The sequence below is a fragment of the Marinobacterium sp. xm-a-152 genome, assembly GCF_013282965.1.
Classification (GTDB): domain Bacteria; phylum Pseudomonadota; class Gammaproteobacteria; order Pseudomonadales; family Balneatricaceae; genus Marinobacterium_E.
Window position 1 is genome coordinate 211494 of sequence record NZ_WBYI01000001.1, and the last position, 16835, is coordinate 228328.

General features: G+C 47.2%; 9 protein-coding genes and 1 tRNA gene. 7 read left to right on the plus strand and 3 right to left on the minus strand.

All coding sequences use genetic code 11. The annotated features are described in order from the left end of the window. Window positions 1–71 precede the first annotated feature (71 nt). Window positions 72–1043, minus strand: coding sequence for a TauD/TfdA family dioxygenase (locus XMA152_RS01045; protein ID WP_173480883.1), 972 nt, complete (start codon window positions 1041–1043; stop codon window positions 72–74). A 420-nt stretch (window positions 1044–1463) separates the two neighbouring features. Further along, a tRNA-Val gene (locus XMA152_RS01050) sits at window positions 1464–1540 on the minus strand. A 149-nt stretch (window positions 1541–1689) separates the two neighbouring features. On the opposite strand from XMA152_RS01050, the gene XMA152_RS01055 reads away from it, so the two are divergent. The 7 genes from XMA152_RS01055 to recD all read left to right on the plus strand — a co-directional run bounded on the left by XMA152_RS01055 (window position 1690) and on the right by recD (window position 15932). Then, window positions 1690–4575, plus strand: coding sequence for a chemotaxis protein CheB (locus XMA152_RS01055; RefSeq protein ID WP_173482456.1), 2886 nt, complete (start codon window positions 1690–1692; stop codon window positions 4573–4575). An 88-nt stretch (window positions 4576–4663) separates the two neighbouring features. Continuing rightward, window positions 4664–5080, plus strand: coding sequence for a DsrE family protein (locus tag XMA152_RS01060; protein WP_173480885.1), 417 nt, complete (start codon window positions 4664–4666; stop codon window positions 5078–5080). 36 nt (window positions 5081–5116) lie between these two features. Then, the gene (locus XMA152_RS01065; protein ID WP_173480886.1) at window positions 5117–6253 is read left to right on the plus strand and encodes a sensor histidine kinase; all 1137 of its coding nucleotides are present in this window, start codon (window positions 5117–5119) and stop codon (window positions 6251–6253) included. Then, window positions 6243–6980, plus strand: coding sequence for a spermidine synthase (locus XMA152_RS01070; protein ID WP_173480887.1), 738 nt, complete (start codon window positions 6243–6245; stop codon window positions 6978–6980). Before XMA152_RS01065 ends, XMA152_RS01070 begins: the two co-directional genes overlap by 11 nt. Before the next feature lie 57 nt (window positions 6981–7037). Next, window positions 7038–10436, plus strand: a complete 3399-nt coding sequence (gene recC / locus XMA152_RS01075; RefSeq protein WP_173482457.1) for an exodeoxyribonuclease V subunit gamma — start codon at window positions 7038–7040, stop codon at window positions 10434–10436. Next, window positions 10433–14101: an exodeoxyribonuclease V subunit beta gene (recB, locus tag XMA152_RS01080; protein ID WP_173482458.1), complete on the plus strand. Its 3669-nt coding sequence runs from the start codon at window positions 10433–10435 to the stop codon at window positions 14099–14101. Before recC ends, recB begins: the two co-directional genes overlap by 4 nt. Next, complete coding sequence (recD, locus tag XMA152_RS01085; protein ID WP_173482459.1) at window positions 14088–15932, plus strand: exodeoxyribonuclease V subunit alpha; 1845 nt, start codon at window positions 14088–14090, stop codon at window positions 15930–15932. The genes recB and recD overlap by 14 nt, the downstream gene beginning before the upstream one ends. On the opposite strand, the gene XMA152_RS01090 is transcribed toward recD, so the two are convergent. Continuing rightward, on the minus strand, window positions 15929–16795 hold the full coding sequence (locus XMA152_RS01090; RefSeq protein ID WP_173482460.1) for a ribokinase: 867 nt from the start codon (window positions 16793–16795) through the stop codon (window positions 15929–15931). The two genes, recD and XMA152_RS01090, sit on opposite strands and share 4 nt — an antisense overlap. Between the last annotated feature and the right edge of the window lie 40 nt (window positions 16796–16835).

Consider the following 16835-nt stretch of genomic DNA (forward strand, 5'->3'; position numbering starts at 1 on the left):
CATCTTCGACAAGACTCCAACAACCAATAAAAAACCCCGCAAAAGCGAGGTTTTTATAACACAGAGACCGACTATCGCTTAGCGATACCCTCTTTACCAGGGAAGTCAGGTGCACACTCTCGTGCGTTCGGCATCTTCAGCCAAAGTCGTAGGAGATGACGCTTCTTATCTTCCTCTTCGTAATCTTCAAAGCCAGTACGAGAGTGGAAAATTGTATAGTTATTAGCAAACTGAATATCACCCGGTTCCATCATCATATCCAAGCGGATATCGGGGTCATTCAAGATCGAATCAACCAGATCAAAGGCTTCTACCTCTACTGGTGACAGTGGCAGTCCAGCTTTCTCTTGTGCAATTTCAATGTACTGGCGCAGATGCATCGCACTCAGTTTGCCTTTGTAGTAACTGAAAATTGGTACCGGGCCGGCATCACCATTATTGATGTGCTCCATTAGGAAATGGCGGTGCAACAGGCCAAGGTACTCGGTATGGTTTTCTTGAATCTCATTGAAAAGAGTAATGGCGCTAGACAAGCTGCTCATGCCGCCGGATTTGGCTTTGCGAAGACTTAATAGTCCGACAACGTCAGAGAGGTCTGCGTGGTAGGGTAGATACTCATTGGTTTCATAAACACGGACCGATTTAGGATCTTTTGCACCGATATCTTTCACGTGGCCGATCATATCGCCTTTGATGTTCTGTGATACAGGGATACCCATATGAAGGCCAAGGCCGTAGTAGATAATTGCGGTCTCTTCGTCAGTGTAACGCTCAATAGGTAGGCCGCGGATAAGTATGAAGCCTTTGCCATCCTCAAGCTCGGTATTGAAGTAGTTGATCTCTTCCGCAAGCTCGGTGATCGGGAAATCTTCTTTAGTGAAGTTAGGTGTAGTTAGGCCTTTCGCTTTGACTGCGGCAAGTCCTTTTTCAAGAATGGCGATTGACTCATCGGACCAGTGGTAGATCCAAGATCCATCATCTTTTATATCTTTGCCTTTCCAAGCTGATGGGCCTTCGAATTTCTCTTTAAGAATGACTGACACTCTAAATTCCTCTGTACGAAATAGTATTAATTATTGTGATAAAGCTAAGGCCAATAGATTAGGCCAAGTATTAGAAATAACTGCTGTTACAATTATGATTGTTTAAGTCTATAACAATATTCAACTTTTGTATGGGGTATAAGTTGGAGCGGTCTTGAAAAGGCCGCGATAGGGTATCGTCTCATCTTCGATAAGACTCCAACAGAAGAGCACAAAAAAGCCCCGCTGATGCGAGGCTTAATATCTGGTACGACCGAGGGATTCATTCACACCTTCCGTGGTGCTCACCCTTCGGCAGCAAGCTGTGCAAAAATAAAGTTGGAGCGGTCTTGAAAAGGCCGCGATAGGGTATCGTCTCATCTTCGATAAGACTCCAACAGAAGAGCACAAAAAAGCCCCGCAAAAGCGAGGCTTAATATCTGGTACGACCGGGCAGATTCGAACTGCCGACCCCTACCATGTCAAGGTAGTGCTCTAACCAACTGAGCTACGGTCGTATTTGGCTGGGTATTTTATGGTGTGAAATTTATTCTGCAAGTAGAAAAACAGCTGGATGCAGATTATTTTTTTCTAACTATTCCTTTTTTACGTGATTCAACTATTCTGAATCTATAAACACTGATGTTAGAGGTCTGTTTTGGATAATGTGAATGATTCTCGGCTACCTGCCGAGATGTCTGAAGGTTTAATTGTTGTGGCTTTGGGGGCATCTGCTGGTGGCCTTGAGGCGATTACAGCTCTACTAAGAAGCTCCCAACCTAATGGCCATTTAGCTTTTGTTATTGCCCAGCATATGGCACCTCAGCATCGCAGTCTGTTGGTTGAGTTGCTCTCTAAAAACTGTGATTACGAAGTAGTTGGGGCTGAAGATGGCGTCGAGATTAAACCCAATACCGTCTACGTTAACACTCCCAATACCGATATCTCAGTGGTTGATGGCCGATTCCATATTTCTTTACCTTCTGACGATGTAGGTGCTAAACCCTCTATCGACAAACTGTTTAAATCATTAGCCATCAACTATGGTAGCCGATCCATTGCAGTGGTTCTTTCGGGTACCGGTTCTGATGGTACGCAGGGTTTTCGTGAAGTGCGTGATGCAGGTGGTATTACCATCGCTCAACAACCGGATACGGCTAAGTACGATGGCATGCCAAATTCAGCGATCCGTGCGCGTTTGGCTGATCTAATCCTATCCCCAGAAGAGATTGCTAACTACCTGTCCGACAGTCACCACCGTCCTGAGGTGTTGAAGTCTGTTGGAAAAGATGAAGAGACAGTTGTCTCAGTCGACTCTCTTATTGAACGCATTTTGACAGAGACTGGCTTGGATTTCCGTCAATACAAACGCGCAACGCTAGAGCGTCAACTTCAGCGCCGTATGTCAGCGTTAAGGCTCAACTCTATCGACGACTATTTTGCGCATGTAGACAAGGATCCGGATGAGTTGGAGTTGGTTCAGCGTAGCTTCCTGATCTCAGTCACCAGCTTCTTTCGTGATGAAGAGGCGTTTGATGCACTGGGTAAAGTGCTTGATAACATCATTAAACAAGCAGAGCAGAGTCGCTCTATTCGTATTTGGATTCCCGCCTGTGCTACCGGTGAAGAGGTCTACACCATCGCCATTATGTTGGCGGAGCGTCTAGGGGCAACTCTAAGAGGATTCGACGTTAAGATCTTTGCTACGGATATCAATGAACTCAATCTAGATATCGCTAGGCAGGGTGTCTATGTCGATGCTGCGGTAGAAAATCTCTCTCCTGCGATGCTAAGTACCTATTTTGATCTAGAGGCTAATAAATATCGGATTAAAAAGTGGGTTAGAGACATGTGTATGTTTGCTAAGCACGATCTGGTAAAAGACCCTTCCTTCCTTAGAATGAATCTTGTAAGTTGCCGTAACTTGATGATTTATTTGAACAACCCGCTTCAGGATCAGTTGGTTAATAATTTCCACTACGCTCTTAACCCAGGTGGTTACCTATTCTTAGGCAAGTCTGAATCAATAGGTTCAACCGGTGACAAACTGTTCGATTTTGTAGATAAAACGAATAAGCTCTACAAGCGAAAATCGGGTGTCGTCTCTTATGGTCGTTTCTCTGGTGCATTGACGAAAGGTATTAACAATACGGTTCAGTCATTAAAAAACACCAATAATCCATCGCCAGCGCACCGGATAGAGGAGAAGGTCTTTTCAGCACTGATCGACAGTTTTGCCCCTCCTAGTATCCAGTTAAGTGATCAATTTCAACCGATTAAGTACTTTGGGGATATCTCTCCCTACCTGAAAATCAATCCAGGTAAAGCTAACTTTGACATTGTCAGTCTGTCACATCCTCAGATACAGACCGAAGTTCGCGCTTTGATCAATAGGGTCTCCCGTGGCGAGCAGGATAAAATTGATCACATCGTGCGATTTAAGTTTCCTGATGATGTCACCTCTACCGTTAATATTTCGGTTCAACGCGTGGTTGATAACATCAGTGAAACTCAGGCCTACATCATGAGTTTCAACCGTATTTTAGAGACTCCTGCCGTCAGCACCGATAATCCACCTAAGGCTTCTGCGGATGCAGGAGTGGTTGAAGAGCTAGAAGAGGAGTTACAACGTACTCGCGATCACCTTCAGGCTGTTGTTGAAGAGCTTGAGACCTCAAATGAAGAGCTTCAGGCTCTAAACGAAGAGTTGCAAGCTTCGACCGAGGAGCTGCAGGCTTCTAATGAGGAGTTGGAAACGACTAACGAGGAGTTGCAAGCCACCAACGAAGAGTTAACTACCGTTAACGACGAATTACAGGCTAAATCGATTCTGTTGACTGACAGTAATGAAACCTTAGTGAATATTCAGCGCTCATTGGATATGGGTTTGATCGTGGTGGATACTGATCATCGCGTCGCTCGATTCACACCGCAAGCCGTTCGACTCTTCGGTATTTTGCCGGACGATGTAGGCCATAAGTTGACTAAGCTGCCTCGTCACATTGATGTTCCAGATTTTGAAAAGCTTCTGGATAATGTCATCCAGTCAGGCTCTCCTGTGCGCCGGGAGTTGGAAAGTAAGGGTGAAAAATACCTTATGAACATCAGCCCATATCGCCGTGATCAAGGAATTATTTCGGGTGCTGTACTGACCTTTACCGAAACCACCAAATTGAGTGAATCGATTGATCATGCCTCTCTCGTAGATGCCATGTTAAATGAGGTCGGTAAAGTTATTTCAGAAGGCGTTATGATCCTAGCACCAGGCTTTGCAAAGATCCTGCATGTATCTCAGCGCTTAGAGCAGATCACAATGCGTAACTCTGATGTTCTCTTAAGAGATTCTGAAACCTTCCTAGATATCGTTGATCATGGTGATAGGGAGCGTGTCGCTAATCACTACAAGGACAGTGAGACGCAAGGCTGGGACATGACCTACAAGATCAAACGTCGAGATGGCTCAATCGTCAAAGTTCATGACGTTGCTAAACGTGAAGAGGTTGATGCCCATGAGCACGATATCATCACTTCAATCATTAGGGTTATTGACTAGTGCTTGACTAATTAACCCTATGATTCTAAAAATGAAAGCCTCGGCAGTGCCGGGGCTTTTTTATAACTAAAAAAAACAGGGTTTTACCATGAAAAAAACACTTCTACTCGCTGCAGCATTAGTTTCAACTTCAGCGTTCGCTGAGACTCAACGTCTCGCAATTCATGTTGATGAAAACGATCCTAAAGTAATGAACTTAGCACTAAACAATGCGCAAAATGTTAAAGCTTACTATTCAGCGAAAGGTGATGATGTGATTGTTGAACTGGTTGCCTATGGCCCTGGTTTAAACATGTATCTTGAAAATTCGCCGGTAAAAGAGCGTCTGGAAACTCTAGGTATGGATGAGAGTTTCAAGTTTTCGGCGTGTAATAACACTTATACAAAAATGAGCAAGAAAGCTGGCAAGGATTTGGTGTTGCTGAGTGAAGCCAAAAAAGTACCCTCTGGCGTCGTGCGTTTGATGGAGCTTCAGAAAGAGGGTTATGCTTACTTACGCCCTTAACGCTAAGGGGCTTCGGCCCCTCTATTGAGATTTCACATGCAGCTTCTGATTGCTGATGACAGCCCAACGTTTAGGGCGCAGCTTGAATTTGTAGCCAGACAAATTGGCCATAACCCTAGTGTTTTTGAAACCGGTGACCAGTTGTGGGAGCACATTCAATCACATGGGCTCACTCCCTCTCTACTACTACTCGATTGGGAGATGCCAGGTCTGTCAGGCCCAGACCTCTGTGAAAAGATACGCTTAGCTTATCCCCATCTAGCAATTCACATCATTCTTGTAACCAGTCGAGACGAGACAACCAGTCTTGTTGATGGTCTCTCTTCAGGGGCCGATGATTACGTAACCAAACCGATTAATCGTGATGAGCTAGCGGCTCGCTTGTCCGTTGGGCAGCGAAATATTCTGCTTAGACAGCAGTTGCTAACCATTAATGAGCAACGCATTGCCGCTGAAAAGCTTTCCTCTGTAGCACAGCTAGCCAGCGGGGCGGCACATGAGATCAATAACCCCTTAGCGTTTGTGCGATCTAATTTGGATTATGTTTCGAGTCAAACATCACTACTATCAACACTGAATGAGCTGCTTAACTCCTCTGAGACCAGCTTGCCTCAGTTAAGAGATTGGTTTAACAGGCACCACTTCTCTGAATTGATTGATGAACTCGAAGAGGTTTCCCGTGAGTCACTGCAGGGGGTAACCAGAATACAATCGATAGTCGAGGGGTTGCTCAGATTCAACTCCGAACAGGGTTTGCAGCGACAGTCTGTTGATCTGAATAGTTTGCTGACTCAGCTTCTACCTAAAGGAGCTACATTGTCGCTTCCTGAAGCCTTGTTTGTTGTGGCCGATCCAAAACAGTTAGAGAAGATGTTTGCCGCTGTAATAGAGAATGCTGTGTTGGCGTCTCAAGAGGTGAGCACGATCAGGATACAAGGTCGCTTAGTGGGTGGTGAGATAGAGATATCGGTTAAAGACAGCGGTGTTGGCATTAGTGATGAGCAGAGAGCGAGAGCCTTTGATCCCTTCTATACCACGCGATCTATTGGATCTGGATTAGGGTTGGGGTTGAGTTTGGCGCAGGGTATTGCACGACAACACAATGCTGAATTAACGCTAGACAGTCAGTTGGGCATAGGTACTACCGTGATCTATCGTTGTCATGCTGCCTAAAGAGATCTATCGTGGCCATGATGAGTTTGGCACTGTCATTGTTTTGGATGATGGAAACTGTCGCTATTTGAGCTTTGGTGAAACCGATGAGCAGAGCTGTATCCTTAAACAGTCTCCAGAAGTGCCTCAATATGCCTTTATAAGGGCGATGATCTATCCTCTTCTATATCTTTCTCCTAACCGTGCTCTCTCGCTAGGTTTGGGAGCTGGCTCTCTGAATGGGGCGCTTCACTCCATTTTGCCAAATGTGAAACAGGAGATTGTTGAGATCAGTCCTGAGGTGGTTGAGGTTGCTCACAGGTACTTCTATCTGCCTCGGTCTAAACGAATCAACATTGAGGTGTCTGATGCCTATGAATATCTGCAAAGACCAGTAAAACGTAAGTTTGATCTGATCACTGCGGATTTATACACCTCTGAGGGATTAAATGAGATTCAAGTTGAAGCGGTGTTTATCGATGCGGCAGTGGCACGATTAAGTCAAAAGGGTTGGTTGGTGCTTAACTGTTGGAGTGATCATCGTGAAGTGGAGATTTTAGACAGGCTGCGTGAACGATTCGATACTCTTTTTAGTTGTACTACGGGCGATGGTAACTGGGTTCTTTTTGCGACGAACGGGCCCGTTGATGTTAGCAGCTCTCAGATGAAGAGTCGGATTAAAGAGCTGAGTTCACGTGCTGGCTTTGCTGTAAACACCATCGCTAAACGAGTCAGACAAATCGTCTAAATGCTTGTTTTTTCTATCCTGATTGAGACAATGGGAGATCTTAATCAGGGAGAGTGAATGGATCAGTCATACGCCAGTCAAAACCGACCAGAACCGGGTTTGGTTATGCTTTACTCAAACCGTCAAGAGACTCTGAAATCAGTCTTGGTTGAGTGGCTTGCCAATCATCCGTTGGATCTTTTCGATAAAGAGGAGATGCTGGTTCAAAGCAACGGTATTGGACAGTGGATTAAGTTTGCCCTAGCTGAAGATAGAGAGCAGGGCGGTGTGGGTATTGCCGCTAACATCCAATTCTCTCTACCCTCTATGTTTATCTGGCGCGCTTATCGAGCGGTACTGGGTGAAGAAGCCGTTCCTAAAGTCTCTCCATTTGATAAACCACGCTTAAGCTGGCGTCTATTCAGATTACTCAATCGCTTACCTCAAACCGCACCTTTCGAACCTCTCATTCAGTTTCTGAAGGACGACTCTGATCAACAGAGGCGTTGGCAGTTGGCACAGCAGTTGGCGGATCTTTACGATCAATATCAGATCTATCGTGGCGATTGGCTGAACCATTGGGCAGAGGGTGGTGAGCAGGTTACTGACGCCCAAAATCGTTCATTACCCCTTGCGGCGGATGATTGCTGGCAGTCGCTTTTATGGCAATTCATCTGTGACGATTTGGGTTTAGAACAATCACTCTCTCGTCCTGTTGTACACCAACGCTTTTTGCAAATCTGCTCAGAAGGTCATGTTGATCGGACAAAACTGCCTAAACGATTGATCATATTTGGCGTCTCGTCGCTGCCTAAACAAGCCCTAGAGGCGATTGATGCCTTATCACAGCATATCCAGATTCTTTTCTGTGTTCTTAATCCTTGTAAGCACTACTGGGCCGATATCATTGATGGTCGCGACCTGTTAACGGCTAAGAATCGAAGACAGTTAGAAAAACCTGCAGAGGATCTATTCGCCATTGAGCATCCATCCCAGCCACTGCTAGCGGCCTGGGGTAAACAGGGGCGCGATTTTGTTCGTCTGTTGGATCTCTATGATGAGAGTCACTCTTTCCAGAGTCAGTTTGGTTTAAATCGAATCGATCTATTTGAAGATGAAGCCACACCTAAGAGTTTGTTGCACCAAATACAGCATGACATACTCGAGCTTGAGTCACCTCAGTTCGAACCAAGGGTATTAACCAGTGGTGATCAAAGTTTGCGTTTTGTTGAAGCTTACAGCGCACAACGCGAGGTAGATATCCTGCAAGATCAATTGATCGGCGCGTTGAGGGATGATCCAAGCTTACGTCCGCGCGATATCTTGGTCATGGTACCGAATGTGGATGATTATCGTGCTCAGATCGAAAGCGTGTTTGGCCGACTTTCAACCAGTGATGAACGCTTCATCCCCTTTAGCATTAGCGATCAAAGTCGCTCTTCAACCCACTCCATGATTGGTGCGCTCGAGCGTCTATTGACACTAAACACCCAACGCATGGGCGTTACGGTCCTATTTGAGTTGTTAGATGTGCCCGCAATACGGCGTAAGTTCCAATTTGACACTGAGTCTTTAGCGACACTTCAAGAGTGGATCAATGATGCGGGTGTTCGATGGGGATTAAATGCACAACATCGATCTCTATTGGGTGTCACTACTGGAATAGAGCAGAACTCTTGGTTGTTTGGCTTGCGCCGATTGCTGACCGGTTATGCCTTAGGCGAATCTGACGGGGTCAAAGGCGTGGTGCCTCTGACGTCAGTTAAAGGGGTCAGTGCCAATGCCGTAGGATCGCTGGCGCAACTCTTAAGGGTGTTCTCTGAGTGGGCCAGTTTTATCGAGAATCACCACACACTTGATCTGTGGGTGGAGCGAATCGAGCACCTGATGACGCAGATATTCGATTGCATCGAACCTGATGAGCAGATGATTGAGTCGTCGCTGTTGACTGAACTTAAGGCGATACAGGAGCGAGCTGCTTCAGCTGAGGTTTCAGAACCTGTCCCGCTCCATCTGTTCAGTCAGCTTCTGCTTGATGCTTTGGATGCCCCCGATCTTAACCGTCGGTTTATGTCCGGCGGCGTCACTTTTGCGACCCTCATGCCAATGCGTGCGATTCCCTTTAAACGGATCTATCTACTGGGTATGCAGGACGGCGCTTACCCTCGACCCCAGGTTAGAAACGACTTTGATTTAATGGCTCGCTCGTCACTCTTTAGACCGGGTGATCGTTCTCGCAGGGACGATGATCGATACCTCTTTCTTGAAGCCTTGCTATCAGCGAGGGAGTCGCTTTCAATCAGTTGGGTAGGGCGCAGTGCGGTGGACAATAGTGAACGCCCCCCCTCGGTCTTGGTGGCTCAGCTACGTGATTTTATTGATGCGCATTGGGTCAATCCCGACAAGGCACTACCGGTATTAGACCTGTTAACCGACAAGCACCCTCTGCAGCCATTCGCACAGGACTATTTTGATCAAAACTCTGCCTCAAACACCTTTGCCCATGAGTGGCGGGCAGTGCATCAGCCTGATTCAGAGCTGAGCTCGGTTGCAGCATCGGTTGAGCTAGATCCGCAGCTGTCCATTGACGAGCTCAATCGTTTTTACAAAGCGCCTGCTCGATACTACTATCAATCACTGATTGGAACCTCACTGCCACTCCCGAAAGAGCAGTCACAGGAGAGTGAACCCTTCGTGATCTCTAAGCTTGATGATCATCTGCTCAAGTCGGCGGCATTAGAACTGCTCGGATACCCCAACAAAGAGGATCGTGAGGTCAAGATAGCATCTGTTGTCGATCGGTTAAAAGATCTGGGCACCTTGCCCTGGGGTGGTTACGCGGAAAAACCCGTTAGGGCCATAAAGAGCCACCTTGGATCGATCTGTCGACATCTTGATTGGCTCATCGATCGATACGACTGGCAGCAGCAGGACAGTCTTAAGCTTCATCTTGCGTTGAGTGGTGCGACTATTACCGGTGAAACTGGTGCTCTTTACCAGCTAGAAAAGCAGTGGGCCACTGTGGTTGAGCTTAGCGGAGCAGCCATTGAGAAAGGAGCGGTCAAACAGGATCGCATGTTGGGCAGTTGGCCAAAACACCTTCTCTTAAATGCCTGCTTAGGGCCTACGACCACTTATTTCATTGGTCCTGATGCTGTGACCTACCTTAGAGTAGTTGAGTCTCATGAAGCGATCCGGTTGCTTGAAGCCTTAGATCAAGCGCGTCGAGAGATGCTTGAAAGCCCCAAACCGATCGCGGCTAGAACCTCGCTGGCTCTGTTAAATAAGGGCGAGTCACAGGCTGCCACTCAGTTTGAGGGTGAGTTCACCTTTAATGAACGGCAACGTGAGCCTGAATTGGCTCAACTCTGGGAGAGTTTTGAACAGATCAAAGAGGCTGGATTAGCGGATTTTGCGGCGCGCCTCTACTCGCCACTGATTGATTACAGTGATATTTGGCGCGAGGGTAGCCGATGATTCCTATGCCACTGAACCCACTAGAGTTCCCATTCTCAGGCGCATCCTTGATCGAAGCGAGTGCGGGTACTGGTAAAACCTATACCTTGGCGGCCCTCTATGTTCGCTTGGTGCTTGGTCATGGCGGCGATCAGGCTTTCACAAGAGAGCTACTACCACCCGAAATTTTGGTCGTAACCTTTACCAATGCCGCGACTCTCGAATTGCGAGACCGTATTCGCAGTAACTTAAGCACGACAGCACGGGTGTTTAGGGAACTAGAGCAGAGTGACGATCACTTTACCTCTGCATTGATGCAGAGTTATCCCCCTGAGGAGTGGGAAGGCTGCGCATTGAAATTGGAACGCGCCGCTGACTGGATGGATGAAGCGGCAATTTTCACCATTCATGGTTGGGCGCAGCGCATGCTGACAGCACATGCGTTCGACTCTAATACTCTGTTTGATCTCCAACTGGGTGATGATGGCTTGTCCCAACTCGAAGAGGCGTGTCGAGATTACTGGCGTATTCACTGTTCAGTGTTAGAGCCCAGAGTGGCTGAACAGATAGGGATGCTCTTGAAGTCACCAGAGGCTCTCTACAGTTGGATCTATCGATCACTGTCAAGCGATGCCAAACTGCACTGGAAAGGGGAGCCTATTGATAAGAGTGTTGATCCTCGCACTGTCGCTCAGTCCATCAATGAGTGGCTTAACGACTTAGAGAGCTGTAGCACTAAACTGCTGACTATTTGGCGCGACAATATTGATCAGATTGAAGCATCACTGAGAGGCCAGTTTGAGGCTAAACACTTTAATGCTGGGCGAGTTAAAGAGCCTGGTTTCAGTGATCAGCTTCTGGCGATGCGACAGTGGGCCGTTGATGGAGAGGTGCCTGACAGTCCGGATTCATTGATTCAATATTTGACCTTTGAAGGCAAACTAAACAAAGGCAAGCCTCTGCCTGATCACCCAGCAGTGGATCTACTTTCTGCCTATACAGACCGTCTTCAGTGTCGCCCAAAACTCGAACCCATTTTACTGCACGCCTTAGACTGGGTATCAGAGCGTTTTACAACCCTCAAGGAGAGCACAGGTGCCCTCGATTTTGATGATCTTTTAGTCCTTCTAGAGAGGGGGCTTAAAGGGCCACTAGGGAGTAACTTAGCTTCCAGAGTGCGTGCACAGTATCCAGTTGCGTTGATTGATGAGTTTCAAGATACCGACCCATTGCAGTTCAGTATATTCAGTACGCTTTATCGAAATGTCGATGGTTGCGCGTGGATCATGATTGGAGATCCAAAACAGGCCATTTACAGTTTTAGGGGGGCTGATATTCATACCTATCTCGAGGCGAGAGAGGAGAGCCAAGATAAACTCTATACCCTTGGCACCAACTATCGTTCGAGTGAATCGGTCATTTCTGCGGTTAATGGACTCTTTGTCGATGCTGATCTCAAAGAGAAGGGGGCTTTTCTCTTCAGAGACGTCCATGGTGTGAATCATCTGCCGTTTTATCCGGTTAACGCCAACGGCTTAAAGAGCAGCCTAACCTCAAATAATCAGAGGCTCGATGGTCTACATCTGTTCTGCTTGGACGATGGCGAGTGCATTAATAAGCCTCGTTATCATCAAGCGCTGGCCACTCATACCGCAAGCAAAATCGCCTCGTTACTGAACCGGTCAGATGCTGGCGAACTATCAATGGGTGATGAGCCTATACAGCATGACGATATTGCCGTGCTAGTGAGAAATTTCACTGAAGCTAAAGTGGTAAGAACAGCACTCGATCAATCAGGTATCTCTTCAGTCTATCTGTCTGATAAAGAGAGTGTGTTTGAGTCACAAGAGGCGGAAGATCTTTGGCGAATTCTAAATGCCATAGCTCATCCACGGTCAAAATCGTTAATCATGGCTGCGTTAGCCTCGCCGGTTCTCTGCTTAACACGTGACCAACTCTTGCATCTGAATCAATCTGAGTCTGAGTGGATCGATATTAGTCAGATCTTTGTTGAGCTCAATCAGATCTGGAAGCGAACTAATATTGCGGCCGTCATTCGAGCTCTGATCACCGAGTTTGATCTACCTCGTAAATTGAGAGCGACTCGAGGCAATAGGGTAGAGAGAAGTTTAACGAATCTATTGCACCTGGCTGAATTGCTTCAGAAACAGGTATCGGTTGTGGATGGTGAGCTGGGTATTATTCGTTACCTAGGCGAGCAGATCGTCAATCCGAGCGGTACAGGTGAGGAGCAGCTCATTCGCATGGAATCGGACTCCGGGCGAGTTCAAGTCATCACCATGCACAAATCCAAAGGGCTAGAGTATCCGATTGTATTTATCCCCTTTGGTGTCAGCAGCCAGTCCATAAAGGTGAGTGATAAGGGCTTAACCTATCGTCTTAATGGGCAAAAAGTTCAAGAACTGAATAAAGATACTCAGAAACACGAGAAGCCATTCAGTGAACGGGAGATGCTTGAAGAGGAGGTGCGGCTAATGTACGTCGCACTCACTCGAGCAAAATATGCCTGTTGGATAGGCTTGGGTGCCGTTGACGGTTTTGAGAAATCCGCAATGGCAAGCCTTCTTGGAATCAACGAGGCACTTCCTAAAAAACCGTCCAAAGAGGATCTCTACGACGCACTCAGTCAGGCCATTCTCAATGTGACCCAGCGAGATGGGGTTTTTCTGGAATCGGTCTCTGATCTAGTTGAACAAAGAGAGGTTAAAACGGATCGTCTGTTCTCACCCGAATGCCAACATTTATCTCTACCCGTTAATCGTGAATCTTGGTGGATGACCAGTTACTCTGCCATCGCAAGTCGCACTCAATCTCATGCAGTCGACTCTAAGATCGAAGAGAATTTGTTGGATCAATCGATTGCTGAAATGGAGCCGTTCGATCATTTAATTCGCTTTGATCAAGCCAAGACCGGAACCATTCACGCCTTTGAGCGTGGTGCGATTCCAGGTAATTTTTTGCATGAAGTATTAGAGCGAGCAGCAGAGCAGAGTTTTTCTCAAACCGCGACCCATTCCGAACTCATAAAGAGTGCCGTATGCATTGAGCAACAGCCAAGTCGATGGCATCAGAGTGGATTGATGATAGAGCAATGGCTTGAATCGATGCTAACCACACCCATTGTTCTTGGCTTTGAGCTGACACTTGCAGGCTTATCTCACTACCAAGCTGAGATGGAGTTTATCTTCAGTGCCCATCATCTCTCTGTCGCGGAACTGGATCAGCTCTGTATTGAGTCAATCTATCCTGAGTTAGAGCGGCCGAGATTGGAACAGCAGACGATCAATGGCCTGTTAAAAGGGTTCATTGATCTTACATTTGAAGTGAATGGGCAGTACTGGGTATGTGATTATAAATCCAACTGGCTAGGACCTGATGCCTCCTATTACACTGAGTCCAAGATGCAAGAGGCACTGGTGGAGCATCGTTATGATCTGCAGTTGATGATCTACCTGCTCGCCCTGCATCGACAGCTGTTGGCCCGCGATGTTGAATATAGAGAGAATCCAGTCAAAGGATTTAATGAGAAAGTGGGCGGGGCACTCTACCTCTATCTTCGTGGCGTGCCAGAGGGAGAGGGGTGTTTAGCAATCAAGCCAAGCTATGAACAGATCGAGCGTTTGGATCAGTTGTTTAAACAGGGAGCAGACAGTGCAGCAAGTTGATTTATGGTCTGACTCAAACACTGATTTGAATCTAAATCAGATCTTAGAGCTTTGGTTGGAAGCAGGTTGGATTCGTTCTATTGATATGGAACTCGCACTTCACCTATCGGAACTGTATGACAATCAATCGGCATGGGCGGGTTTAGCCTTAGTCTTAGTCAGTCATCAGCTAGGGCGTGGGCACAGTTGTGTCGATGTTCACTCCCTCTATAAGGATCCTGATCGTTACCTGGCACTTCCACCGGAGTTTGCAAAATTAGCCGGTATACCTTTACCCAGTGAGCTGTTTAAGCAATTAACAAAGAGTGAGTGGCTTGACGCAGTTCATCAGAGTCCGTTGATGGGCCTGCCCGATGAGAATACCCCCCTAATATTTGATCATGAGCGTCTCTACTTAAGGCGCATGTGGCAGGTAGAGTCTCGCGTTGCAGAGCGGTTAAAACAGCGTCTATCGAAACCCTCCAGCAACACGGACTCGTTAGAAAAGTATCTGAACCAACTGTTTCCGAACGATGACGCCAGCATTGATTGGCAGCGAGAGGCCTGTGCAAAGTCTGCAATTAAGCGTTTTTCAGTTATTACCGGTGGTCCAGGTACCGGTAAAACGACGACAGTGGTTAAATTGCTGGCGCTACTTAAACGTCTAGCGGATGACCATGGTGATACCTTTGACATTGCACTTGCAGCGCCAACTGGCAAAGCGGCGGCACGTTTGTCATCCTCAATTGGGAGTGCACTTGAGCGCCTTCCAGAAGGTTTTGGAGAGGGGTTACACGCTCAAGTTGATACGGTCCACCGACTCATTGGTGTCTCTTCGGCTGGTCGAAGAAATCGTTATCATAAGGGGCATACTTTGGCGGTTGATCTGTTGATTGTAGATGAAGCATCCATGTTGGATATTGAGCTATTCGATGCGCTGCTTGATGCATTGAGTGATCGCACACAGCTTATTCTATTAGGCGATAAGGATCAGTTAGCCTCAGTTGAGGCAGGCTCTGTCTTGGCAGACCTCTGCCGTGTTGAGAGTGATACAAACCCAGAAGGCTTTGTTAGCCAACTTAAAATCAGTCACCGCTTCAACAGTGAGTCTGGCATTGGTCAGCTAGCCAAGGCCGTCAACCAGGGGTCTTTAACTGACTACCAAGCTGTTTGGCGACAGACCTACAGCGATATTCACTATCAAACGGGAGCTGACCTGCGTCAGCAGATCGCTGATCGAGTCTTAAGTAGCGATCCACAGATACCGGGTTATACGAGCTACTTAGGAAAACTCACTCAGCCATGTTGCGACCCACTTGAGGTGCTTAGGCTGTTTGACCACTTTAGGTTATTGACCCCTCTGCGTCGTGGACCAGAGGGTGTTGAATCGCTTAACCATATTTGTGAGACCCTATTAGCCAGCAAAGGGCTAATCGATCTGAGTCAAGAGTGGTATATCGGCCGTCCAGTAATGGTTACTGCCAATGATTACGCGGTAGGTTTAGCGAACGGCGATGTGGGTGTCTGTTTAGAGCGAGAGGGTAAGCCTAGCGTGGCGTTTATCAACGAATCCGGAGATGCGGTACGATGGATCGACCCCCTTCGTTTAGAGTCGGTAGAGACGGCCTACGCCATGACGGTGCACAAATCACAGGGCTCAGAGTTTAAACACGTCGCGTATCTGTCACCTAGTCGAGCGAACCCTGTATTAAGTAGAGAGCTTCTCTACACCGCGATTACACGAGCCAGCGCTCAATTTACACTGATAGAGATGAACAGCAGTGTGACACAGCAGACCATTAGTACACAGACCGATAGGGCCAGTGGGCTTTATCATCGCTTAACCGATTAAAGAGCTGACTCAATCTCTTCTAAAGAGGGAATAGCATCCGCTGTCCCTGGGCGTGTCACCTGTATCGCCGCACCGGTAACCGCAAAGTGAAGTGATGCCTTCTGATCCCCCGTTTGGTCATAGCGCGCGAGGAAAAGCCCCAGAAAAGTATCACCGGCCCCTGTCGTATCAACGGCGTCGACAGCGGGTGAAGGCATTATAAATTCATCCTCTGAGCCTATATATCGAACACCACGACTACCCAGTGTCACTAGAATATGTTCAACGCCGCACTCTTTAATCGGGCGGTTCAATGCGCGCTCTAAATCCTTGGCCTCAATCTCATTGACGACCAACATATTGATTAACGGGAGCATCACTAGGGTCTTATCTGCGTCGAAGGGGGCTGCTGAATAGCAGAGCTTCATCCCTTTAGCCTTTGCGCATTTCATGAAGTGTTCAGTTTGCGAGGTCTCGTTTTGACAGAGCGCCCAATCTGATGCGGTAGCATCCTTTAAGCCCTCATCTACCATCTGTTCGGTAATAGCAAAGTTAGCACCTGGGTAGACAAGGATTTGATTCTCAGCCGACACTTCATCGACCATAACAATGCCATGACCTGTTGGCGTTTCCGACATAAATAGGTGGGTCGTATCGATATTTAACGCTTCTAATTGGTCGAAGTATCGTTTATCTACAGGGTGCATCGCGCCTATATGCTTAACGCGACCACCCGCTTTAGCAATGGCAACACTCTGGTTGGCACCCTTGCCACCCAATCCCTGTGTAAAGTCATTGGCTGCGAGTGTTTCACCCGGTCTGACTAGGTGGGGAAGTGAGTAGAAGTAATCAACGTTGACTGAACCTAGGTTGTAAATGGCCATTCACGAATCCTTATTGAGTTCAGCCAACGATAACTAAAAA